The sequence below is a fragment of the Yoonia sp. SS1-5 genome, from assembly GCF_038443705.2.
GTDB lineage: Bacteria > Pseudomonadota > Alphaproteobacteria > Rhodobacterales > Rhodobacteraceae > Yoonia > Yoonia rhodophyticola.
The window spans coordinates 1,725,673-1,749,256 of the sequence record NZ_CP151767.2; the positions used below are offsets into that span (position 1 = coordinate 1,725,673).

Sequence of the window (23,584 nt, forward strand, 5' to 3'; positions counted from 1 at the left end):
ACGGGACACGCATATTGGAGCCACCTATGAGCAGCTTTTCCTGCATCCTGATCGGAAATGAAAGCCTTCTGACCCATTGTGGCGATATGCTGCTGTCGCAGGGCCACCAGATCAACACGGTGGTTACCCGCGATGCCGATATCCAGATATGGGCGCAGGAAAAGGGGATCGCCACAACAACACCGGGTGCCGGACTGGCAGGGCGTCTTGGCCCCTGCGATTGGGTGCTGAGCATTGCGAACCTGTCGATTGTGCCAGACGATGTGATTGCGCTGGCCGATAAGGGTGCGGTGAATTTCCATGACGGCCCGCTCCCGCGTTATGCGGGGTTGAACGTGCCGGTCTGGGCGATCCTGAACGGGGAAACGCAGCACGGCATCACCTGGCATATGATCGAAGGGGGCGTTGACGAGGGGGCGATCATCGAGCAGCGCATGTTTGACATTGCTGCCGATGAGACTGCGCTGACGTTGAACGCAAAATGCTTTGCCGCTGCCATTGATGGGTTTGAGGCGGTGATCGCCCAATTGGCGACCGGCGCCCCGGCCACCACGGCGCAGGATTTCACGGACCGCCAGTTATTTGCGCGTGCGGATCGCCCCGCAGCAGCCGGGGTTCTCGATTTCACCACCGACACCACCACCCTGTTGCGCATGGTGCGCGGGCTTGATCACGGGCATTACTGGAACCCGCTGACATGCCCTAAAATCATGATTGGTGATAAGGCTGTCGTTGTCGGAAAAGCAGAGATTGCCGAAGGCAGCGGCGCGCCCGGCACTATTCTGGCCGCAGACACTGATGCGCTGACGGTTGCTACCGCAAATGCTGCGATCCGCCTGTCCGATCTGAAAGATGTCAACGGACAACCCCTGGCTGGTGCGGCCATGCCCGCGCAGGGCGATGTTTTGACGGCGCCCGATGCCGCGGCACTGACATCGCAAATGGCACAGATCGCCCCAGGCGAGCTGCATTGGCGCCGGATGCTCAAAACGGCAAGCCCGATGACCCTGGCCGAGATTTGCGAAGGCGCCGACGGCACCCCGGCGCAGCAGCCGATCAACAGCAATCTGCCGCCAGAACAGCTGATCACCGCCTTCTACTGCCTGATGTCCCGGCTCAGCGAAGAGGGCAATATCAGCCTTGCATTGCACGGCAATGGTCTACCGGACGCGCCCGGCATCCTGAGCCGTTGGGTGCCGCTCTATGCACCGGGTGAAACGGTGCGTGATGTCGCCGCCAATCTGGCCGAAGAGCTGAGCTTTGCCACCAAACATCCCGCATTTGCGCTGGACCTTGTGGCGCGCGATCCAGAGATCGAGACCCTTGCGCAGCCGCAGGTCGGTATCGCGCTTGGCGGTGACGGGCTTGTTGACGGGACCGCGGTCACCATGGTCTGGGGCGATAATGGCCCCGCCCTCGCCTATGATACGGCGCGCATTTCCGACGCCGGGGCCGCCCGGATCATTGACCGGCTTGGCTGCCTGGCAACGGGTTTTGCCGAGGATGCGCGCGTCGCTGACCTGCCGATCATGCCCGAGGCCGAGCGCGCGATGGTGCTGCATGAGTGGAACCAGACGGGCACCGCATATGACCCGACGCCCATGCATCAGATGTTCGAGGCGCAGGTATCGCGCACCCCCGACGCAACCGCGCTTGTCTTTGAAGGGGCGACGTATACTTATGCCGCGCTGAACGCGGCCGCCAACAAGACAGCCCACATCCTCAAGGAAAGTGGTGTCAGCACCGGCACGATGGTGGGTCTGCACACCCACCGCTCCGCTGAAATGCTGATCGGTGCATTGGCGATCCTGAAGGCCGGTGGCGCCTACGTTCCGATGGATCCCGCCTTTCCCGCAGACCGGATCGCCTACTATATCGCGGACAGCACGGCCCCCATCATCGTGACCCAGTCCGATCTGGCCGCCAAGCTGCCCCCGCATCAGGCGCAGGTTCTGTCCATCGACACTGATCCGCGCCTTGCGGCAGCACCAAATACCAATCCTGACAGCGCCTCTGGTGCGGACGATCTGGCCTATATGATCTACACCTCCGGCTCGACGGGCAAACCCAAGGGCGTCATGGTTGAACACGGCAACGTTGCCAATTTCTTTGTCGGCATGGATGACCGGATACCGCATGATGGCGACGGGGTGTGGCTGGCCGTCACAAGCCTGTCATTCGATATCTCGGTTCTTGAACTTTTCTACACGCTGGCCCGCGGTTACAAGCTGGTCATCTCGGGGGACGAAAGCCGCGCGCTTGTCTCTGGCGGGACAGGCGGGGCCGTGCCGGTCAGCGACCAGAATATGGATTTCAGCCTGTATTACTGGGGCAATAATGACGAAGTCAGCGACAATCGCTATGAATTGCTGATCGAGGGTGCGAAATTTGCGGACGCCAACGGGTTTTGCGCCGTCTGGACGCCCGAGCGGCATTTCCACGCCTTTGGCGGCTCGTACCCCAACCCATCGGTGACCGGTGCGGCTGTTGCCTCTGTCACCAAGAACCTTGCGGTGCGCGCAGGATCCATTGTCGCCCCGTTGCACCACCCGGCCCGCATCGCCGAGGAGTGGGCCGTGATCGACAACCTGACCGGTGGGCGTGTGGGGCTTGCCATGGCTTCAGGCTGGCAGCCGGACGATTTTGTGCTGCGTCCCGAAAACACCCCGCCTGATAACAAGCCCGCGCTTGCAGATGCCATCGACAAGGTCCGCCGTCTTTGGGCCGGTGAAACGGTCGAATTCGAACGCAAAGACGGCAAGATGCATGGGGTGGTGACACAGCCACGGCCCGTATCAAAGAAAATCCCGATGTGGGTGACCACCGCGGGCAACCCCGCGACATGGGCGCAAGCTGGCGAGGTTGGGGCCAATGTGCTGACCCATCTTCTGGGCCAAAGCATTGATGAGGTTGGCGAAAAGATCAAAGTCTACCACGATGCGCTGCGCAAGGCCGGCCACGATCCCAAGGATCACAAAGTGACGTTGATGTTGCACACGTTCCTGGCGGATGACCGGGAAAAGGCCCGTGACATCGCCCGCGAGCCGATGAAAGACTACCTGCGCGCAGCGGCCGGTCTGATCAAGCAATATGCCTGGGCTTTCCCGGCCTTCAAGAAACCTGAAGGGGCCGCGAACCCGATGGATATTGATCTGGGGTCACTGGAACCGGACGAGCTTGAAGCGATCCTTGATTTTGCGTTCCTGCGCTATTTTGACGATTCCGGTCTGTTTGGCACGGTTGATGACGCGGTCGCCCGTGTTGAGGCGCTTAAGAAAATTGGCGTCGACGAGGTGGCCTGCCTGATCGAATACGGGATCGACACCAAAACCGTTCTGGACGGGCTGCGTCCGCTGGCACAAGTGCTGGCCGCTGTAAATGGGCCAGTGGCCGAAATTGCCGCCGATGATTTCTCGATTGCCGCCCAGATCAAGCGCCACAAGGTAACCCATCTGCAATGCACCCCAAGCATGGCGCGGATGATTTGCATGAATGATGACGCGGCAAACGCGTTGTCCCATGTCAAACATCTGATGATCGGCGGCGAGGCTTTGTCGGGCTCGCTGGTTGCCGAACTCAACGGGTATACAAGCGCAAGCGTTGAAAACATGTATGGGCCGACCGAAACAACGATCTGGTCCACGACCCAGACTGCATCTGCCGATGATGGCATCGTCAATATCGGCAAACCGATTGCTAATACCCAGATCTATGTGCTCGACGAGGCGCAGCAGCCCGTACCCATCGGGGTGCCGGGTGAACTTTATATCGCTGGTGATGGTGTCACGCGTGGCTATTGGCAGCGGCCGGAACTGACAGCAGAACGATTCCTGCCCGATCCGTTTGTCCAGACAGACAAGCCCGGACCGCGCATGTACCGCACCGGTGATCTGGTTCGGTGGCGCGCTGATGGGCGGGTCGATTTCCTTGGCCGGACGGATCATCAGGTCAAGGTACGCGGCTACCGCATCGAACTGGGTGAGATCGAAACCCGGCTGGAGGCCGTCCCGGACGTGACCCAAGCCGTTGTCATGGCCCGCGAAGACACCCCGGGCGACACGCGATTGGTTGCCTATATGACGACGTCAGGCCCAACCGATGACAGCAAACTGCGCACCCATCTGGCCGCTGACCTGCCGGCCTATATGATCCCGGCACATTTCGTGACCTTGCCCGCATTTCCGCTGACTCCCAACAAAAAGGTCGATCGCAAGGCGCTGCCCAAACCAATTGCCGCGCGCCCCGCACCACCGCCAAAACCCGTGGTTGCTGCGACACCGACCGCGGCTGGAACGGACGTTGTGGATGCAATGACGCAGATATGGTCGGGCATTCTTGGCGTCGCCAAGATCGGGCCAGACGACAACTTCTTTGCCCTGGGCGGTCATTCGCTTTTGGCGGTGCAGGCCCATCGCGACATGCGCGATCAACTCGGGCTGACGCCCCTGTCGATCACCGACATTTTCAGGTTCCCGACAATCGGCGGCCTGACCCAGCATCTGGGGGTCGGCGCGGCGCCCAAACCGGCCGCCGCACCAGCGGCCGTGGCCGGCCGCGCGCAAACCCGCGCGGATGCAATGGCCCGCCGGCGGAACATGCGGGCCAATCGGGCTGGCAGCAATAGATGAGCAGCAGCGCGGGCAGCTTGCCCGCCCTCGCGACTATGGCGGCCGGGATGTTCCCGCCGCCCTTTGTCGTTGCGGTCACTGATCCGCGTGCTGACTATCCCGATCTGCACCCGACCGAAGCGCCGCACACAAGCGGTATGATCGCAAAGCGTTTGCGCGAATTTCGCGCCGGGCGGCATGCGGCGCGAACGGCGATGCGCGAATTGGGGCTTTCTGATCCTGCTGTGCCGGTGGGACCGGATCGCGCCCCAATCTGGCCCGATGGGATCAATGGCAGCATCACCCATTGTGACACGGCCTGTATCGCGATTGCACATCGGGGTCGCGAAACCGTCGGCATCGACATCGAGCCTGATCAGCCCCTGCCTGACGAACTGATCGACCTGGTTTGCAGTCCAGCCGAACAGGCACGACTGGCCACGGCGGATAGAGGCCGCATGGCGCGCGTGATTTTCAGCGCGAAAGAGGCCGTGTTCAAGGCGCAATACCCAATCACACGGCAAATGATTGACTTCAACGCGATGGACATCACGCCCGATCTGGCCAATCAGAAGTTCCTGGCCGTGTTCCAGACACCCGTCGGGCTCTTCGAAAAAGGATTCGCGATAACGGGTCGAATCGCCTTGGAAAACGGGTTTATCCTGTCCGGCATGACGCTCAACCCTAGGTAAGCCCAAAATTTAGGCGGAAAAATAAGCGGCCATTTGCCACGCTTGGGCAGGAAACTGCCGTATTCAGCCGAATTATGCGCAGACCGTGGAAAATGAGACGAAATTTACCAATTGTTAAGACTATCGGGAGGCAATGGAGTGGCGAGTTTCGTCATCGCACATCGTCTTCGGTGAAACGTTAACTTGGAAACAGGCTCATATGCCCGGACAGAACAGATCAAACGCCGACGCTGACAACATGGAATTCCATGGGGGAAATCCGTTGGTTACCGCAATCTTGGCGGGTGTGGTCGCTGGTACCGGTGCCAATATCGCGGCGCTGCTTCTGGGGCAAGGTTTCTTTTCAGCCCTCTTGTGGCATAGCCTGATTGGGGCCATGGCGTTTTTTTTGGCTCTGTTCCACGGAATGACCAAGAAACCAACTATTGCTAAAATGTCCACTCGCCCAGAGCGTGTGGCAAGCCGGGTCAAGACTGCTCACTACTAGACAGGTTTCATAGGACCGCGTCGGCACCGAGCGCTATCTACTGATCAATTTGGCCCAGCAATTCCTGCGCATTCGCGATCTGCGGCAATCCGCTGCCCTCACCCAGAATGATGGCCCGCGACAAAAGCCGCCGTGCGTCCTCTGAACGTTCCAGCGCGAGGTAGGTCAGGCCAAGGTGATAATGGGTCAACGCATCATCAGGAAGGCCGGCAACGGCGGGTTCCAGATGCGCCAAGGCATCCTCGTAATCCCCCTGACGGTAGGCAATCCATCCGACCGTGTCCTGAAATTGCGGCAGATCAGAGCTTCGCAGCCGCGCGGCAATACGTTTCGCCCGATCCAGGCTCTCTTCATCGTCGCGATGAGTTGTAATCAGGCTGGCAAGGTTGTTCGCAGCAATCAGATTATCAGGATCCCGTGCAAAGACCCCATCATAAATCGCGATGGCATCCGCGATGGCACCTGCGTTTTCCAGCCGCGAGCCCTTGATCATATTTGCCATGACAGCCTCTGGCGCGGCGGCAAGGACCTCATCAAGGATGGCCCCTGCATCCGCATCACGTCCCTGAGACATCAACAGGCCGTAGAGCCGCCCGAGCACCTGTTCGTTCAGCGGGGTCTCTTGCAGCAATTCACGGTAGATGGCCTCGCCAGTTGCGGGGTCTTCCAGCAACACATGGATATCCGCTTCCAAAAAGCGCAACAGCGGATTGTCAGGGGTTTCCGCCAACTCTTGCTTGAGGAAAGCGCGCGCGTCATCCAACCGGCCGGATCTGATCTGCGCCTCGACCAACTGGGCCTTGGCGGCCATGCTGGTCGCACCATCAGCAATCATCTCTTCCAGCACCTGTCGGGTTTCGTCAAAACGCTCTTGCCGGTTTAGCAGCGTGATGCCGATCTGGCTGGCCAGTGCTGTTGTCTCTGGCGTGTCCAAGGCCCGAAGCTGCCAGATAACGCGGGTGACGCCGTTCCAGTCCCCCTGGCGAAGCTTGATGTCAGCCATGGTAGACAGCAACTGCGTATTCTGCGGCGCAACTGTCAACGCGCTCGCGATGACGGCCTCGGCGGAATCGACACGGTCGCGGTCCAGCAGGAATTCCGCATGAAGCAGTGACGGCGCCGGCGCCTGCCGCGACACCTCGACCGCCAGCGCATAACGTTCGCCCGCCAGATCAAGATCGCCCGCCCGCTCATGCGCGCCGCCGATGGCCGTGATCAAACCGACATCGCGGGGGGCCTGTGCAAGAGCCTGCCGCAAGACGATAATCGCCTGCTCTGTATCGCCTTCGGTAATCAGCCACGCCGCCTGCATTCGCAACGCATCCACATGACCAGCATCTTCGGTCAGAACCTCGGTGACGTATCCTTTCGCCTCTTCGGTGGCACCCTGATTGCTTAGCATGCGGGCCAGAACGATCTTGGCATCACGCAGGGCGTCGGTGCTTTCAGTGCCGGCAATCACATCCTTGATCTCGGCGATGGCCGCATCCGCGCCATCGGGTTGCGAGAACGTCATGGTCGCGCGCAGCACACGGTATCTGGCATTGTCCGCTTCGGTCGAAATCAGGCGATCCAGTTCCGCGATGGCATCTTCGGCACTTGCCGTTTGCTGCAGAAAATCAACGACCGCCACTTTCTGGGCCGGGGTCGCGCCGTTAGCCTCGGCGCGGCTGCGCAAAAGGGCCTCCGCCGCAGCGACGTCATTCTCGGAAAGATACCAGCCAATCAGTTCTTTTTGTATCTCGGCATTATCGGGGAATTGGGCCGCCATATCTTCCAGCGCTGCGCGGGTGCGCGCAGCATCCTGGCTTGCGTTGAAAAGGCCAACCCGAATGATGTGCAGTTCCGATTGCGCCGGATCAATCTGCAAACCGTCTTCAACGGCTTTGATCGCGGCCGGAATTTCGCCCTGCATGATGGCATTGTCGATGACAACCTTGCGCGCGATCACGCTGGCGGGATCTTCGGCCAAGGCGGCGGCGGCAGTTGCCGCCGGGCCCGCAGCAGAGCGTTCTGCAATCACGGCGTCGCGGTACTCAAGCATCGCTGTTGTGGCGACGACGCGGTTATCCTCGGGGGCAAGACGTTCAGCGGACCGGCCAAAGCTATCCGCTTCCTCCCAGTTATTGCTGAGGATGGCGAGTTCGGTCAGTGCGATCAGCGCCTCGACATCACCCGGGTCCTGCTCGATCAGGTGGACATATTGGCCATAGGCATCGGCAATGAACCCACGGTCGCGTTGAACCTGGGCATAGACGAGGCGGGCCTCTTGGTGTTTCGGATTGCTTTGAAAGACATTGCGGAACTCGATCAAGGCACGATCAACGTCCCCCTCCTCCAGCAAGGCCATGCCGGATTGGAAGTACCGTTCTGCCCGTTCCTCGGCGCTTTCGCAGGCAGCCAGGGCAAAGAACAAAAGAAATGTGAATTTCAGCGGAAAACGCAGCATGTCAGGCAACAACTTTATCAGGGCAAAAACAAAAACGCTGGTCGCGCTATCGCCCGTTGAGACGGGGGTCAAACACGACCAGCGTAGATTGCAAGAAATCTGCGGTCAGACTGCAAAAGTCAAATCAAATCCGGGGTCAGGGTTTAGTAGCCTGTCCCGCGGACAACGACGCCAACCGTGGCGACAAGGATGCGGCAGTCTTCGACAAACGACATCTGCTGATGATACTTGGTGTCGAATGATGCCCGGGCTGCAAAGGTGCAGTTGTTCCGGTCAGAAATCTGCCACAGACCTGTCAGGCCTGGACGCATCTCATAATATGCCTGTCCTTTGTACAGATCTTTCTGATCCGTCATCATCGGACGTGGGCCAACCAGGCTCATATCACCGCGCAGAACGTTCCAAAGCTGCGGCAACTCATCAATCGAGGTTTTGCGCAGGAATTGACCGATCTTCGTGATCCGCGGATCATTTTTCAGCTTCTGATCCTTGTTCCACTCGCGTGCAACAGCAGGATCAGCCTTGATCAGCTCTTGCAGGCGCAGTTCGGCATTCGGCACCATTGTCCGCAGCTTCCAGAGCTTGAAGACTTTACCGTTCAGACCAATGCGCTTCTGGCTGTAAAGCGGCGAGTGGCCATCACGCGCAATCAGCAGTGCCACCACAATCAGGATCGGCAGGATAAAGGGCAGCGACAAAAGGATGCAGAGCGTGTCAAATCCACGCTTAACGACAGACTGGTATACAAAAGAAGGTTTGGCGGCGGAGGTCGTCTGATTTTGGACGTATACGAGTTCGTCACTTGCGCTGCTACGTGCAGCCTGATGATTGAACATTATATTACTCTCTCAAATCGTCTTAAACACATGGCAAATCAGCCATTACTCACATTACGAGGCGTTGGGCGGTCTTGATTGGAAACCGTTCTACATCGTTGAGCCTGAATTGGCTCGGGCCGACATTAACAAAAAATTAATGCCGTTGGGAAGGGCTTGATTACGTTTTTGGGGGTATTCCTTACTTATTCAATTTTAAGTTGTATTCACGTGACAGCATTAGTTCGCCCGGCGCAAGAATGCAGCAAAAACGAAATAATTGGCGCAAAAATCGGCACAGTGATATCCCAATAGGGCGATTCGACGGTGCGAAGCATGCCCGGTTTTTGCTGCAATTTTGCCACATTTCTTTGTACCTATGGCGCCACACAGCCCGTCGGCACAGCCATCATCGCCCGGAACTGGTTCATTTGTCACATTAACAGTATTTCTTTTGTCACCGACCATCGCTTCGGCTAACAGCACTCTGCATAATATGAGACCTGACAGAGCGCAGCGAGTACATCGGCACCCAATCTTATGAGTAACGCACTGAATTTATATAACGAGCATTTCGGGCTGTCAGAGCGGCCATTCTCGCTCTCGCCTGATCCGGATTTCCTGTATTGGACGGACGAGCACAAGCGCGCCTACACCATGCTGGAATATGGTGTGGCGACCCGTGCGCCGATCACCCTGATCACGGGCGAGATCGGCGCGGGCAAGACCACCTTGATGCAGCACCTTCTCAACAACCTTGATGATGACCTGACGGTCGGGCTGGTCGCCAACGCCCATGGGGACAGGGGCGAACTTCTGCGCTGGGTCCTGATGGCGCTGAACCAACTCACCGAGCCCAGCGCCAACTATGTTGATCTCTTTACGAAATTTCAGGAATTCCTGATCGCTGAATACGCGGCCGGACGCAGCGTCATGCTGATCTTCGACGAAGCCCAGAACATGAGCCGCGAGTCGCTGGAAGAATTGCGGATGTTCACCAATATCAACGCAAACAAGGATGAACTGCTGCAGTTGATCCTGATCGGACAGCCCGAATTGCGCGACATCATCCGCAGGCCCGACATGCGGCAATTTGCCCAACGGATCGCCGCCAGCTTTCACCTGACCAACATGGATGAAAAAACGGTGTACTCTTATATCGTACACCGTCTTGAACGGGTGGGCGGGCGCGAACATATGTTTAGCAGGAAAGCGGCCAAACTGGTGTATCAGGAAACCAACGGGATACCGCGGCTGGTCAACCAGCTTTGCGATCTTTGCCTGCTCTACGCTTGTATCGCCAAGCGCGAAATCGTCGGCGTGGAACATGTACGTTCCGTGCTTGCCGACGGGGCCTATTTTGGACCGAATGCAAACACCGCCGGGGACGACAGCACGATATGATTGCTGACATCAAGTTCTACATCTCACTCTTTTTCAGGCGTCTGCATTATTTTTTGCTGATCCTGATCCTGTGTACCGCCACCGGTCTCGTGCTGGCGCTGACCCTGCCGCCGGTTTACCGGGCAGAGGCCCGTTTGCTGGTCGAGTCACCGCAAATTCCTGATGATCTGGCCGCCTCGACCGTTCGCGCCGGCGCGCCCGAGCTTTTGCGGGTGATTGAACAGCGCCTGCTGACCCGCGCCAATCTGCTTGATTTGGCCCGTCGCTTTGATGTCTATCCGCCCGATAACGACATGAGCGCGGACGAAATCGTGCGCGACATGCGCGACCGGATCGGTATTGGCCTACCCTTGGACGGTGAAACCACCGGGCTTGTGTTTATCGCCTTTGACGCATCAACCGCCGAAACTTCGTCGGAAGTGACCAATGATCTGCTGACACAGATCCTTCAGCAGAATGTCGAGTTGCGGACAACTGTATCAGGCCAAACCCTTGATTTCTTTGAACAGGAAGTCACCCGGCTTGACGCGCAACTGGCCGCGCAGGGTGCGCGCATTCTTGAATTCAAGCTGGAACATAAAGACGCCCTGCCGGAAAGCCTCGATTATCGCCGCACCCGGCTATCGGCGCTGCAGGAACGTGTGCTGCAAATTGATCGCGAGTTGGCGGCGCTTTCGGACAGGCGGTCCCGTCTGGCTGAACTGTTTGAACTGACCGGCAGAGTTGACCTGAATGAGGCCAGCCTGCCCCCAGAAGAGCGCCAATTGCGCGAACTGCAGGAACAGCTTGCCTCGGCGCTGGTGATTTATTCGGCAACCAACCCGCGGGTGCGGTCGCTGCAGGCCCAGGTCGCTGCATTGGAAGACCTTGTCGCCCAGCAGCGCGAGGACAATAGCGGCAGCCGAAACGAGTTGCTGACGACCTATGACCTGCAAATCTCGGATATTGATGGCCAGATCAACTTTCTTGCCGAACAGAAGTCGCTTGTCGAAACCGAAATGGAGCAGCTGCTGGTCTCGATCAACGCCACGCCGGAAAACGCGATCACGCTGGGCACGCTGGAACGCAACTACGAGAATATCCAGACCCAGTTTGACCAGGCGACAGAAGCATTGAGCGAAGCCCGCACAGGTGACCGGATCGAGGCATTGTCAAAAGGTCAGCGGATCGTTGTGATCGAACAGGCCAGTCCGCCTGCGGGGCCGTACAAGCCCAACCGCAAGCTGATTGTTGCCGCCGGTATGGCAGGCGGCATGGCTGCGGGCGGTGGTCTGATCCTGCTGCTGGAACTGCTGAACCGGTCAATCCGCCGCCCGGTCGAGATCACCAACGCCTTGGGCGCAAAGCCATTTGCAAGCCTGCCCTATCTGACCACCGGCAAGCAGCGCGCTACCCGGATGTTGATCATCCTGCTGATTTTGACGGCTGTTGGCCTCGGCGTGCCGGCAGCGATCTATTATGTGCATATCGAGATCATGCCCATTGACCTGATCATCGACAAACTCATCGACATGGCGGGGCTCTAGCTATGGATCACATTCGCGCAGCCATCGAACAGGCCCGCAAAGAGCGCATGGCCGTCAAGGCAAAGGCAAACGAGCCTGAGAAGCCCGAAAAGCTTGACGGCAAGCGCATGGCCGAGCAGGGCAATGTCGTGCTGGAACGGGCCTGGCAGGCGCTGCCCGCCTTCACCGTCAAGCCCAAGCGTCTGGTCCGCAACCGCATCATGACCTACGAGGCCAACGCAGAGGCAACCCCGTTTGATGTGGCCCGGACCAATCTGCTGCACGAGATGCGCAGCAAGAGCTGGCGTCGCGTTGCGATCACCTCGCCCAGCAGCAAATGCGGCAAGACGACAATGTGCCTGAACCTGGCATTCAGTCTGGCCCGGCAGCTGGATATCCGGGTGATGGTGGTCGAACTGGACTTGCGCCGTCCTTCTATCGGGCGCCTTTTGCGCGTTCCGAACAGCACCAGCTTTGCCGATGTTCTTGGGGCAAAGGCAAAAGTGCAGGACAGTATCCAGCGGATCGGCCCCAACCTTGCCTTTGCCTTGGCCAATGGCCCCGTCCGCAGCCCTGCCGAATTGCTGCAAAGCGTTGTCGCAGGCCGGGTCATGGACGCGATCGAGGAACGCTATAAGCCCGACGTGATGATCTTTGACATGCCGCCCATGTTGATCGCCGACGATACAATGGCGTTTATTGATCAGGTCGACTGCGCCCTGCTGGTTGCCGCCGCCGAGGCCACGACCATGGCCGAAATCACGCGCTGCAAACAAGAGCTTGATAGCCGTACCAACCTGATGGGCGTTGTTCTGAACAAGTGCCGCTATCTTGACGGGACCGAGGCCTATGGCAGCTACTGATCGACCGCGCCGCGCCGCATATTGATCAGCGCAGCCAGCAGAATCAGTACGGGGCCCGTGATCTCAAGCGCCCAGTTCACGCGCACCCCCTGAACCCGCATATTGATCAGCGCATCCATGCCGTGAAACCCAACCGCGCGGACCGCCACAAAGCCCAGGACAAAGATCAGCCCGATCAGTGCCAGACCATTGCGCCGCAATGTCCCCCGCACGATTGTCCACAACAGCAGCGCAAAGAGCAGCATGAATGCAAGGATCGCCACGATAAAGGCAACCTGCACCACGCGCCGGTTTTCGTACCAGCCCTGCAATTGTGCGGCACAACGCGCTGATGCGGTCAGCAAGGACTGCAGATCAAGTTGCTTGTTGACCGCCAATGCCAGCAAAACCAGTCCCAACGCCCGCCAAAAGAACTTTTCACGGCGCGCAGTGTACCACGGGAATGCGGTTCGGCCCGCCGCGACGAAACAGATCAGCCCGACAAGCAGATAAAGCCCGACGATGACCCACCCCGTGACGCCCGGATCGCCGATCCCCACCTGCCATGTGCGCAAGGCGCAATTCCAAATGGTATTCATCTCCGGACCTCGGCCTGTCTGACGTCGTAGCGTTGCCTTTCACATTTATGAAACGCCGCAATGCCAAAGGTAAAGGTCTGTGTCTGCAAGTGGCCACAGCAGCTCACCCCCACGTTGAGCGCTGCGCCATACTCACACCTGACCAAACAAATATGTCGCAAAGAACGCGCTTTTGCCTTAAGATAAACGTGGTGCAACGATATAAGCACCGCATGTATTTTGATTTTTGAGTGATTAGTGCGCCTGATGTCTGACTCACATACATTGTCACAATCCAGATTGATCCCCGGCGCATTTGCGACCCGGGGCATGTTCTGGTTTGTTCTCATGGTCATCGCGGCGACAGTGTTCTTTTTCGACGGAATAAGAGAGTTGTTCGTGGCCTGGCAGTTGCCGGAATACAGCCACGGCCCGATCATCCCGCTTTTGTCGCTGCTGCTGTTCCTGCGGCAACTGAAAACCGAACCGATCCACCACACACCCGTCACCGACAGGGGGCCGGGCATTGCGCTGCTGGTCTTTGCGCTGCTGCTGGCATTTGCGGGCAAGATCATCGGGATCGGCGATATCGTCACTTACGCGCTTATCCTGTGGGTCGGTGCGGTGCTGCTGATCTGTTTTGGCTGGAAACAGGGCAAGGCTTTCTGGCCACCAGTCTTTCATCTGATCTACATGCTGCCCCTGCCCGGCGCCTTGTATTATGGGCTGTCCACCTATCTGCAGGGCGTGTCATCCGAACTGGGCGTGTATTTTCTGCGCCTGCTCAACGTGCCCGTCTTTCTGGAAGGCAACATCATTGATCTGGGGGTCTACAAGCTTCATGTGGCCGAGGCCTGTTCCGGGCTGCGCTATCTGTTCCCGATCCTGAGCTTTTCCTACATCTTTGCGGTGCTCTATCGCGGATCAAACTGGCATAAGGCGATCCTTTTGCTGGCCGCCGCACCGATCACCGTCCTGATGAATTCGGTCCGGATCGCGATTGCCGGTGTGATCGTCAATCAATACGGCGTGTCCCATCTGGAAGGTTTTTCGCATTTCTTTGAAGGATGGGTGATCTTTGTCGCCTGCATCGCATTGTTGTTTCTGCTGGCATGGGCGTTGCTGTTCTTCCGCAAGGATCGGGTCAGCCTGCCACAGGCGCTGGATCTGGACACGAGTGGGCTGGGCGCGCAGGCCATGCGCCTGCAATATATCCAGCCATCTCGCGCCCTGATCGGGGGGGCTATCGCCCTCGCGGTACTGGCAGCCGTCTGGCAGGCCATCCCGGCCCGCGAACCCGTGACCGTTGCACGTGACCCGTTTGCGCTGTTCCCCACAAGCGTCGGCGCGTGGGACACAGGCGCCCAGCGCAGCCTTGATCCGGCCATTGAACAGATTCTGGCGGCTGACGACTATTATTCCACCGAGATGCGGCATGCCTCGTCAGGCGCATCGGTAGACCTATTCCTTGCGTGGTATGCCAATCAGGAAAACGGCGGCGTGCACTCGCCCGAGGTTTGCCTGCCCGGCGGTGGCTGGGAAATCGCCGCGCTCGAACAGATTGACGCGCCATTTGCAGCCGATGCGCCATTCCGGCTGAACCGCGCCATCATCCAGAAAGATGCAACCCGGATGCTGGTCTATTACTGGTTCGAGCAGCAGGGCCAGCGGACGGCATCGGGTCTGACTGCCAAGTTGCAGTTGTTGCAGGGCAAGATCGCCAATGGACGCAATGACAGCGCCATCGTGCGGATCATCACACCGATTGAGGGTGCAGGCGACATGCCAAATGCCGAAGCCCGGCTGAACGATATTGGCCGCGATTTGATCGGCCAGTTACCGCGGTTCATTCCAGATGTCTGAAACCGGGGATCATATAAGGACCTAGCCACAACATCGCTTTTGCGAGGGAGGCGTAGAAGCGGTGTCATTCCAAAGGGGGAAAAAATGAACACACCAGTCTACGCCATGGACCCCGAGACATTTTTGGTCTCGACCGCCGCTGCACGCGAAGCCGCGGCACCCCACGCAGACGCATATCAATCCCAGACACCCTATCCCCACGGATCATTTGAAAACTTCCTTGATCCGGCGATCCTGATGAGGGTCAAGGAAGAGCTGCGACAGCTTCCGGAGGCGGAATCAAGTTTTGACCGGGCGCAGGAAAAGCTCAAAACCAGCTACATCCCCGAACGCCTGCCCAGCTATACGCGCAATCTGTTCTACGCGCTGAATTCCCGGCCCTTTGTCGCATTTCTGGAAGAACTGACAGGCATCAAGGGGCTGATCCCTGACCCCTATTTCATCGGGGCCGGCATCCATGTGGTCGCAAATGGCGGGCATCTGGATATTCACGCCGACTTTAACCACCACGGCAAGATGAACCTGGAACGGCGGCTGAACGTGCTGATCTACCTGAACGAGGACTGGGAAGAAGCATGGGGCGGGTCGTTCGAAATCTGGGATAAAGAGATGAAAGGCAAGGTAAAAAGCTTTGTGCCACTCTTTAACCGCATGGTCTGTTTCAACACGTCGTCGGACAGTTGGCACGGCAATCCGGAAACCGTGAACAACCCCAACGGGGACCCGCGCATGTCAATCGCGCTTTACTATTACACCGCCTCTTGGGACGCGTCGCGCAAATCGCATAGCACTTTGTTCAAACCCCGGCCTGGCACGGCCGACCAGCGCGACAGAATAGAGGCCCGGCATGCCACAATGCAGAACCTGTTGCCACCATTTGTCTATCGCCGGGTCGCCAATCGCCTGCGTCGCCTGGGTATCTGAGAGGGGGCAGCCCCATATAGCGAAGCGTTGCCTTAACGTTACGCTTCGCCCCGCAACTTTCGGAGGCAAATGAATTTCGCTTTAAGTAAGTCAGTTAAGGGCCTAGACTCAAACACGGATTCAGTTTGATCAATGCCCACACCGCAAAAAGAAGGGCCAAGAGGGAAGTTATGAGCAAATTCTTACGTGCGATATGCACCGCAATGATTGTCGTCCCGCTGATGACCGTGATGGCCTCGGCGCAGAGCGACTACCGCGTCAGAAGCGACGATGTCCTGCAGCTGGAAGTGCTGGAAGACCCCAGCCTGAACCGGGACTTGCTGGTGCTGCCTGATGGGCAGATCAACGTGCCCTTTGTCGGCAACGTCCGCGCCCGTGGGCGCACCCTGGCGCAGATCAAAAGCACCGTCATGAACGCACTGGCGCCCAGCTTTGCAGAGCCACCGAATGTTTTCATCGGCCTGCGCGCGCTGGCTGATATCGAAGACCCCGAGCCGGTGACAATCGACGTCTATGTCATTGGCGAGGTCGAAACCCCAGGCAAGCGCGAGATTGAACCCGGCACGACCGTTCTTCAGTTCCTCGCAGAGATGGGCGGCTTTTCCACTTTCGCGGCGACCAAGCGTATTCAGCTGCGCACATCACGGACAGGGGTCGAACAAGTCTATAATTTCAACTATCAAGATGTTGAGCTGGGCGGCGGCAAAGGCACGACCACGATCATGGCGGATGGCGACGTGATCATCGTGCCGCAACGGCGCTTGTTTGAATAAATAAGGGGTTTTTGTGGTGGGGAAAAAGTTGTGTATGCGCTCCGGTCTGGTCGGGGCGCTGGCCGTTGGTGCGACGCCGGGATTTGCGCAGGATGGCGGCATTCAAACGACATTCGGTATCGCACAGAGTATCGAAGGCGTGCGCAATCCTGCCTTGGCCATCCCGGCCGAGGACGCCGATATCGCGGCCACAACCACCCTGTCCTACAGCATCGTCAGCGAAACACGCACCCAACTGTTCCGCTTCGGCGCGGATAGCAGCTTTCGCATCGAATATGACGACGATGATGAACTCATCGGCGAATTCGAAGCACCAACACTGACATTCGGCTATACGCGGGCTGGTGCCACATCGTCCTTCTCGGCCTCGGCCCGGTTCCTGCGCGAAGAAATCGACAGCGCGCCGGATTTCTCGGATTTTGTGACCGATGATGGCATCCTCGAAATTCCGGATGATTTCACCGATCTGTCCGGAACCGGGCGTCGGACAGGCTATACGGTCGCCTCAATCCTGACCCTAGGCCGCGACCGCCCCCTGGGGTTCGAGTTCGAGATCGGCACAAGCGGTGTTCTTTACGAGGATGTGACCGATCCAGATCTGACTGATGTGACCAATGTGTCAGCCCGTGTCGGGACATTGCTGCGCTTTTCCGACGTTCTGTCGGGCAGGTTGTCATATGGTTATTCGCTGACCGAAGAAGATGACACCGCCGAAACCGTCCGGCGGACCCAAAGCATCGGCGCGGGCCTAACCTACAACCTGTCCCCGCGCAGCACGTTTGATATCGGGATTGGCGCCGAACAGACCGAAACCGAGGTCACAACAGGCACAAGCGAGGTGGACGGGCTGACAGGTCGGCTTGGCTACCGGCAGGTGATGCCAAATGGTGACCTGACGGCCGTTCTTGATGCCAGCCGCGATGTTGCCGGCGATCTTTTGTTGGAATTCCGGCTTGGGCGCAGCCTTGCATTACCGACCGGCACCCTGGCGGTCAGTGTGGGTGCCACCCGTCCTGATGGCGACGACCCTGCATTTATCGGCACGGTCGACTATACATATATTCTGCCCGATCAGCGTATCCTGCTTCGCCTTGATCGCAGTGTGACCATTGACCTGGAAGATGACATCAGACGGCGCACCCTGCTGGGGGCGTTCTACAGCTACGACATCAACCGTTTCTCCAGCCTCAGCCTTGGGATCAGCCACATCGTGGCCGAGGAAAGCGACGCAGCTGGCCGGGTCGAGCGGACCGACCTGACCGGTTCATACAGCTACGCGTTGACCGCCGATTGGGATCTGAGCGCAGGTTTTGCGTATAGCGTCCGAGACGAGGAAGCTGTGGGCGAGGCGGACTCGTCGCTGATCTCTATCTCGCTATCGCGTGAATTCACCTCGCGGCGCTGACCGCGGGGGCGGGGCCAAACCGTAGCACCCCAGACACGGATCGCTTCGCTGACGCAAAAAACCGGTTTGAGGCGTGGCATTGACCGACCGCATCCCCTATGACGATCAGCGTAAGTTTTAGGTATTTTAAGAAGGTTGGCTGCGTTGATTGAACAGACAGCACTGCCCGGTGTCCGGATCATTTCACCACGATGGTTCGCCGATAATCGCGGCGCGTTTTGCGAAACATATAATCAGGAAAGCTGGGCCAAGCTCGGCGTGACCGAAACATTCGTTCAGGACAATCATTCGGTCAGCCGTGATATCGGCACGGTCCGTGGCCTGCATTTCCAAAGCCCCCCCAGCGCACAAGCCAAACTGGTCCGTGTGATCGTGGGCGCAATCTGGGATGTCGCCGTTGATATCCGCAAGGGCTCACCCACCTATGGCAAATGGGTCGGCGTTGATCTGACGGCCGAAAACAAGCGCCAATTGCTGATCCCGGCAGGGTTTCTGCACGGGTTCGTCACCCGCGCGCCCAATACAGAAGTGGTCTATAAATGTTCTAGCACCTACGCGCCCGCGACCGAGGGGGCCGTACGCTTTGATGATCCGGAACTGAATATCGACTGGGGCATCCCCGGCAGCAACGCCGTTCTGTCTGACAAGGACGCCGTTGCCGGCCGCTTTGCCGACCTCGACAGCCCGTTTGCATTCGAAGGGGACGTGCAATGAAGATTCTGATCACCGGCGGCGCGGGTTTCATCGGCTCTGCCGTTGTCAAAACCGCCATCGCCCAAGGCCATCAGGTCGTGAATGTTGACAGTCTGACCTATGCGGCCTGTCTGGCCAGCCTTGATGATGTCAAAGATAACCCCGCCTATGCCTTTGCGCAGGTCGATATCTGCGACCGGGCCGCGCTGAATACGGTGTTTGCCGATCATCAGCCCGACGCCGTGATGCATCTGGCCGCTGAAAGCCACGTGGACCGGTCCATCGACGGGCCAGAGACTTTTGTGCAGACAAATGTCATGGGCACCTTCCATATGCTCGAGGCCGCCCGCGCCCTGTGGGAAGCAAAAGGCCGCTCCGCCGATTTCCGGTTCCACCATATTTCCACCGATGAGGTCTTTGGCAGTCTGGGCGAGACCGGCAAGTTTGACGAAGAGACCCGCTACGACCCGCGATCGCCCTATTCGGCCAGCAAGGCGGGCAGCGATCATCTGGTCCGCGCCTGGCATGAAACCTATGACCTGCCGGTTGTGCTGACGAACTGTTCCAACAATTACGGCCCCCGGCAATTCCCGGAAAAGCTGATCCCAGTCACGATCCTGAACGCCATGGCAGGCAAGCCCTTGCCGATCTACGGCGCTGGCCTGAACGTGCGCGATTGGCTGCATGTAGATGATCACGCCGAAGCCCTGTTGCTGGTGCTGACAAAAGCAGCACCCGGCGCGACCTACGCGATTGGCGGCGAGGCTGAGGCCCGCAATATTGATATCGTCAAAACCATTTGCGACATCCTTGACCGCAAACGGCCCGGCAACGCGCCTTACGCCGATCAGATCACCCATGTCACCGACAGACCCGGCCATGATCAGCGCTACGCCATTGATCCGTCCCGGATCAAGGCAGACCTGGGCTGGACCCCTGCGCATAGTCTGCAACAGGGGCTCGAGGAAACCGTGGACTGGTATCTGAACAACACCGCATGGTGGGAACCTTTGCAGGCCCGCGAAGGCGTGGGGCAGCGCCTTGGTCAGGGCAAATCATGAAAATCCTGGTTTTCGGGAAAACCGGGCAAGTGGCCCGGGCGCTGACCGATGCAGCGCCAGCGCACGGCGTGGATCTTGTCATGTTGGACCGGCGCATGGCTGATCTGTCCGCACCTGAAAGCTGTGCCAGATTGATCGCCGAAACGGACGCCGACGCCGTGATCAACGCCGCCGCATGGACAGCCGTAGATGCCGCCGAAGAGGCGGAGGCAGACGCAACTGTTGTCAACGCCGCTGCACCGGGTGCCATGGCAGCCGCCGCTGCCGCCCGCGATCTGCCGTTCATCCATATTTCGACCGATTATGTCTTTTCGGGTGCTGAAGGCCCGGCATGGAAGCCTGACGATCCCACTGCCCCGTTGGGCGCCTATGGCCGCAGCAAGCTGGCAGGCGAACAGACCGTGATGGCCGCCAATGGCAACGCCGTCATCCTGCGGACGGCTTGGGTGTTTGACGCGGATGGCAAGAACTTTGTGACCACCATGCTGCGCCTTGGTCAAACGCATCCGACATTGCGTGTGGTGGCCGATCAGTTTGGCGGGCCGACCCCTGCATCCGCGATTGCGGACGCATGCCTGCGGATTGCGCAGGCGTTGCATGATGGCGTCGGGCAACCCGGTATCTATCATTTCAGTGGGGCGCCAGACATCAACTGGGCTGGATTTGCGCGCGCAATATTCGCCCGCAGCGGGCAGGACGTCACCGTCGCGGATATCACCACGGCAGACTACCCGACCCCCGCTATGCGGCCTGCCAATTCGCGGTTGGATTGTACCAGCCTGAAAACCGCATTTGGCATTGACCGGCCCGATTGGGCCGCAGCCCTCGACCAGATCATCAAGGAGCCATCGTCATGAAGCAACGCAAGGGTCTGATCCTCGCTGGTGGCACCGGATCGCGGCTTTGGCCGATCACGCAAGGTGTGTCCAAGCAATTGATGCCGATCTATGACAAGCCGATGATCTATTACCCGTTGTCGGTGTTGATGCTGTCGGGCATCCGCGACATCGGCGTGATCACCACGCCCGAGGATGCCGCACAGTTTCAAAACCTGCTGGGTGACGGCACCCAATGGGGCCTGAACCTGACATATCTTGTGCAACCCAAACCCGAAGGTCTGGCGCAGGCCTATCTGGTGGGTGAGGCGTTTCTGGATGGTCACCCATCGGCGATGGTTCTGGGGGACAATATCTTTTTTGGCCATGGGCTACCCGAATTGCTGCAGGCCGCCGATGCGCGCCCCAGCGGCGGCACGGTCTTTGGCTATCACGTCTCGGACCCGGAACGGTACGGCGTGGTCGGTATGGACAAGGACGGGCGGGTCACCCAGATCATCGAAAAGCCTGAGGTGCCGCCCTCGAATTATGCCGTAACGGGCCTCTATTTTCTTGATGAAACCGCCCCCGACCGGGCGCGCGGTATCACCCCATCCGCCCGCGGCGAGTTGGAGATCACTTCGCTTTTGGAAACCTATCTGACCGAAGGCGCGTTGGAGGTCGAGCGGATGGGCCGTGGCTTTGCGTGGCTCGACACGGGCACGCATGGCAGCCTGCTGGATGCGGGGAATTTTGTACGCACGTTGCAGTCCCGCCAGGGCATGCAAACCGGCTGCCCCGAAGAGATCGCCTTCCAGAAGGGCTGGATTTCGCGCGATGCATTGCAGGACATCGCCGCAAAGTACTCCAAGAATGAATACGGTACTTATCTGGAAGGGTTGCTGGCCGAATAATCCGCTGGATTACGAGGCGCGGCCCATCGCGCGCAGGACCTCTGCAGCGGCGCTGACAACCGGGTCATGGGTGTCTTTGAGGATGCTCAGGCGGTCGAACCGCTGCGGGTCGATATTCACCGCATTTCGCAATGCATCCCCAAACGCCATGCGCAATTCAGTGCCGATATTGAACTTGCAGATATGCGAATTGCGCGCCAGTTCCGTACGCTGGGTGACCGGTACGCCTGAGCCGCCGTGAATGACCAGCGGCACCTCTGTCACGGCCTCGATCGCGCGGATGCGGTCGACGTCCAGACCGCCCTGCTTATCCTGCTGCAGATGCACATTCCCCACCGAGATGGCCATCGCGTCAACACCCGTTTCGGCCGCAAATTCAGCCGCCTCTTGCGGATCCGTCCCAGCCGAGCTTTCGCCATCGGCATAGCCGACAAAGCCGATTTCACCCTCGCACGAGATCCCGGCATCATGCGCCATTTGCACAATGGCCGCCGTTTCCGCAATGTTTTGGGCAAGTGGCTTGCGTGAGCCGTCATACATCAGTGACGTGAACCCGCTATCCAGCGCATCCTTGCATTCGTCCAAAGTGTAGCCGTGGTCCAGATGTGCCACGACCGGGACCGATGCATGTTCCGCCAGATGGCGAAACATCTTGCCAAGGATCGGCAGGGGCGTATGCGCCCGACACGACGGTCCGGCCTGCAGGATCACCGGGCACCCCACCAGTTCGGCAGCGGCCACATAGGCGCGCATATCTTCCCATCCCAGCGTGACGAGGCCCGCAACGGCGTAGCCCTCGCGCAAGGCAGGCTGCAAAACATCTTTCAGTGTGACAAGCGGCATTGGTATTCCTTTAACGCCCCGGACAGGATCCGGGGCCGCATGATCGCTGGCTGTACGCCGCGCGCTTATTTGAATTTGGCAACCATATCCTTGATGCCGGGTATCGTTTCGACCTGATAGGCATGGGTCGGCTGAAAGAACTGCACCAGACTACGCTGACTTAATCCGCCCAGAATGGTGAAGTAATACATCTCGTAGCCCGGCATCACAGCACAGGGGTGGTAGCCCTTGTCGATGCAAATCGTTGACCCATCCATCAATTGATACGCATCACCCGGCTTGCCCTCTTCGCGCTGCAGGATCTGCACACCCGAGCCGTGGTTTGGCTTGAACCGGAAATTGTAGGTCTCGTCATGGCGGGTTTCATGCGGCAGGTTATCAGTGTCATGCTTGTGCGCCGGAAAACCGGACCAGCCACCTGCGCCCACGGTGAACAACTCGCTGACCAACAGCCGCCCTACCCTATCATGCTGTTTCTGGCCCAGAATATGTTTGATCTTGCGATGTGTTTTGGTGTCGTCAGACCCGTATTGCACCTTGTCCAGCTCGGGGACACGCACATCAAAAGGCTCTAGGACCTTGTCGTATTTCGCGCCGGCAATAAAGGTTTCGGTATCATTGACGGCCACCATGCTGACCTTGGCACCTACCGGCACGTAGACGCCCTCGGGCTCGCCATCCCAGACGTCAACACCCCGGTTGCCCAGCGCGTCAAATGCGACGCCCTCGACATTCACGTTGATCGTGCCGGTCGCAGGGACAATGCAGGTCTCGTATCCAGGAACCTGATATTCAAAGGCTTCCCCCGCCTTCAGCTTGACGATGTTGAAGTAATTCAGCGGCACTGTCGGGTCGTCGGCGTCGACGATGGGTTTGTTCTGGTTGTCATGGGGCGCGATATGCATGTGTTATCC

At 58.7% G+C, this 23,584-nt stretch carries 19 protein-coding genes; 14 read left to right on the plus strand and 5 right to left on the minus strand.

The window, feature by feature from the left end:
- Positions 1–26 precede the first annotated feature (26 nt).
- From AABB31_RS10115 to AABB31_RS10125, 3 genes are all read left to right on the plus strand, one after another.
- Positions 27–4,628, plus strand: coding sequence for a MupA/Atu3671 family FMN-dependent luciferase-like monooxygenase (locus AABB31_RS10115; protein WP_373635707.1), 4,602 nt, complete (start codon positions 27–29; stop codon positions 4,626–4,628).
- A complete protein-coding gene (locus AABB31_RS10120) occupies positions 4,625–5,299 on the plus strand; it encodes a 4'-phosphopantetheinyl transferase (RefSeq protein ID WP_373635708.1) in 675 nt (224 codons plus the stop codon). Before AABB31_RS10115 ends, AABB31_RS10120 begins: the two co-directional genes overlap by 4 nt.
- 133 nt (positions 5,300–5,432) lie before the next feature.
- Positions 5,433–5,786, plus strand: a complete 354-nt coding sequence (locus AABB31_RS10125; protein ID WP_342078267.1) for a hypothetical protein — start codon at positions 5,433–5,435, stop codon at positions 5,784–5,786.
- 37 nt (positions 5,787–5,823) lie between these two features.
- Here AABB31_RS10125 and AABB31_RS10130 read toward each other — a convergent pair whose 3' ends face one another.
- On the minus strand, positions 5,824–8,235 hold the full coding sequence (locus tag AABB31_RS10130) for a tetratricopeptide repeat protein (protein ID WP_373635709.1): 2,412 nt from the start codon (positions 8,233–8,235) through the stop codon (positions 5,824–5,826).
- A gap of 143 nt (positions 8,236–8,378) precedes the next feature.
- Entirely contained in the window at positions 8,379–9,071 is a 693-nt protein-coding gene (locus AABB31_RS10135) for a sugar transferase (protein WP_342078264.1), read from the minus strand.
- A gap of 519 nt (positions 9,072–9,590) precedes the next feature.
- Here AABB31_RS10135 and AABB31_RS10140 point away from each other — a divergent pair.
- From AABB31_RS10140 to AABB31_RS10150, 3 genes are read left to right on the plus strand one after another with little or no spacing between them, the layout of a single operon-like run.
- Positions 9,591–10,454: an ExeA family protein gene (locus tag AABB31_RS10140; RefSeq protein WP_373635711.1), complete on the plus strand. Its 864-nt coding sequence runs from the start codon at positions 9,591–9,593 to the stop codon at positions 10,452–10,454.
- Positions 10,451–11,980 (plus strand): lipopolysaccharide biosynthesis protein, encoded by a 1,530-nt coding sequence (locus AABB31_RS10145; RefSeq protein WP_342078262.1) that lies wholly within the window; start codon positions 10,451–10,453, stop codon positions 11,978–11,980. Before AABB31_RS10140 ends, AABB31_RS10145 begins: the two co-directional genes overlap by 4 nt.
- Positions 11,981–11,982: 2 nt before the next feature.
- The gene (locus AABB31_RS10150) at positions 11,983–12,822 is read left to right on the plus strand and encodes a CpsD/CapB family tyrosine-protein kinase (RefSeq protein WP_342078261.1); all 840 of its coding nucleotides are present in this window, start codon (positions 11,983–11,985) and stop codon (positions 12,820–12,822) included.
- On the opposite strand, the gene AABB31_RS10155 is transcribed toward AABB31_RS10150, so the two are convergent.
- Positions 12,816–13,400: an isopropylmalate isomerase gene (locus AABB31_RS10155; RefSeq protein ID WP_342078260.1), complete on the minus strand. Its 585-nt coding sequence runs from the start codon at positions 13,398–13,400 to the stop codon at positions 12,816–12,818. The two genes, AABB31_RS10150 and AABB31_RS10155, sit on opposite strands and share 7 nt — an antisense overlap.
- A 246-nt stretch (positions 13,401–13,646) precedes the next feature.
- Here AABB31_RS10155 and xrtD point away from each other — a divergent pair, with 246 nt between their 5' ends.
- The 8 genes from xrtD (at position 13,647) to rfbA (ending at position 21,827) form a co-directional block, all read left to right on the plus strand.
- Positions 13,647–15,242 (plus strand): VPLPA-CTERM-specific exosortase XrtD, encoded by a 1,596-nt coding sequence (xrtD, locus tag AABB31_RS10160; RefSeq protein WP_373635712.1) that lies wholly within the window; start codon positions 13,647–13,649, stop codon positions 15,240–15,242.
- An 84-nt stretch (positions 15,243–15,326) separates the two neighbouring features.
- Positions 15,327–16,166 (plus strand): 2OG-Fe(II) oxygenase, encoded by an 840-nt coding sequence (locus AABB31_RS10165; protein ID WP_342078257.1) that lies wholly within the window; start codon positions 15,327–15,329, stop codon positions 16,164–16,166.
- A 170-nt stretch (positions 16,167–16,336) separates the two neighbouring features.
- The gene (locus tag AABB31_RS10170) at positions 16,337–16,939 is read left to right on the plus strand and encodes a polysaccharide biosynthesis/export family protein (RefSeq protein ID WP_342078256.1); all 603 of its coding nucleotides are present in this window, start codon (positions 16,337–16,339) and stop codon (positions 16,937–16,939) included.
- 28 nt (positions 16,940–16,967) lie between these two features.
- On the plus strand, positions 16,968–18,344 hold the full coding sequence (locus AABB31_RS10175; RefSeq protein WP_342078255.1) for a hypothetical protein: 1,377 nt from the start codon (positions 16,968–16,970) through the stop codon (positions 18,342–18,344).
- A gap of 135 nt (positions 18,345–18,479) precedes the next feature.
- A complete protein-coding gene (gene rfbC, locus AABB31_RS10180; protein ID WP_373635713.1) occupies positions 18,480–19,058 on the plus strand; it encodes a dTDP-4-dehydrorhamnose 3,5-epimerase in 579 nt (192 codons plus the stop codon).
- On the plus strand, positions 19,055–20,098 hold the full coding sequence (rfbB, locus tag AABB31_RS10185) for a dTDP-glucose 4,6-dehydratase (protein ID WP_342078254.1): 1,044 nt from the start codon (positions 19,055–19,057) through the stop codon (positions 20,096–20,098). Before rfbC ends, rfbB begins: the two co-directional genes overlap by 4 nt.
- Entirely contained in the window at positions 20,095–20,955 is an 861-nt protein-coding gene (gene rfbD / locus AABB31_RS10190) for a dTDP-4-dehydrorhamnose reductase (protein ID WP_342078253.1), read from the plus strand. The genes rfbB and rfbD overlap by 4 nt, the downstream gene beginning before the upstream one ends.
- Complete coding sequence (gene rfbA / locus AABB31_RS10195) at positions 20,952–21,827, plus strand: glucose-1-phosphate thymidylyltransferase RfbA (protein ID WP_342078252.1); 876 nt, start codon at positions 20,952–20,954, stop codon at positions 21,825–21,827. Before rfbD ends, rfbA begins: the two co-directional genes overlap by 4 nt.
- A 9-nt stretch (positions 21,828–21,836) precedes the next feature.
- On the opposite strand, the gene AABB31_RS10200 is transcribed toward rfbA, so the two are convergent.
- Complete coding sequence (locus AABB31_RS10200; protein ID WP_342078251.1) at positions 21,837–22,670, minus strand: class II fructose-bisphosphate aldolase; 834 nt, start codon at positions 22,668–22,670, stop codon at positions 21,837–21,839.
- Between the two features lie 65 nt (positions 22,671–22,735).
- The gene (locus tag AABB31_RS10205; RefSeq protein ID WP_342078250.1) at positions 22,736–23,575 is read right to left on the minus strand and encodes a 5-deoxy-glucuronate isomerase; all 840 of its coding nucleotides are present in this window, start codon (positions 23,573–23,575) and stop codon (positions 22,736–22,738) included.
- Positions 23,576–23,584 lie beyond the last annotated feature (9 nt).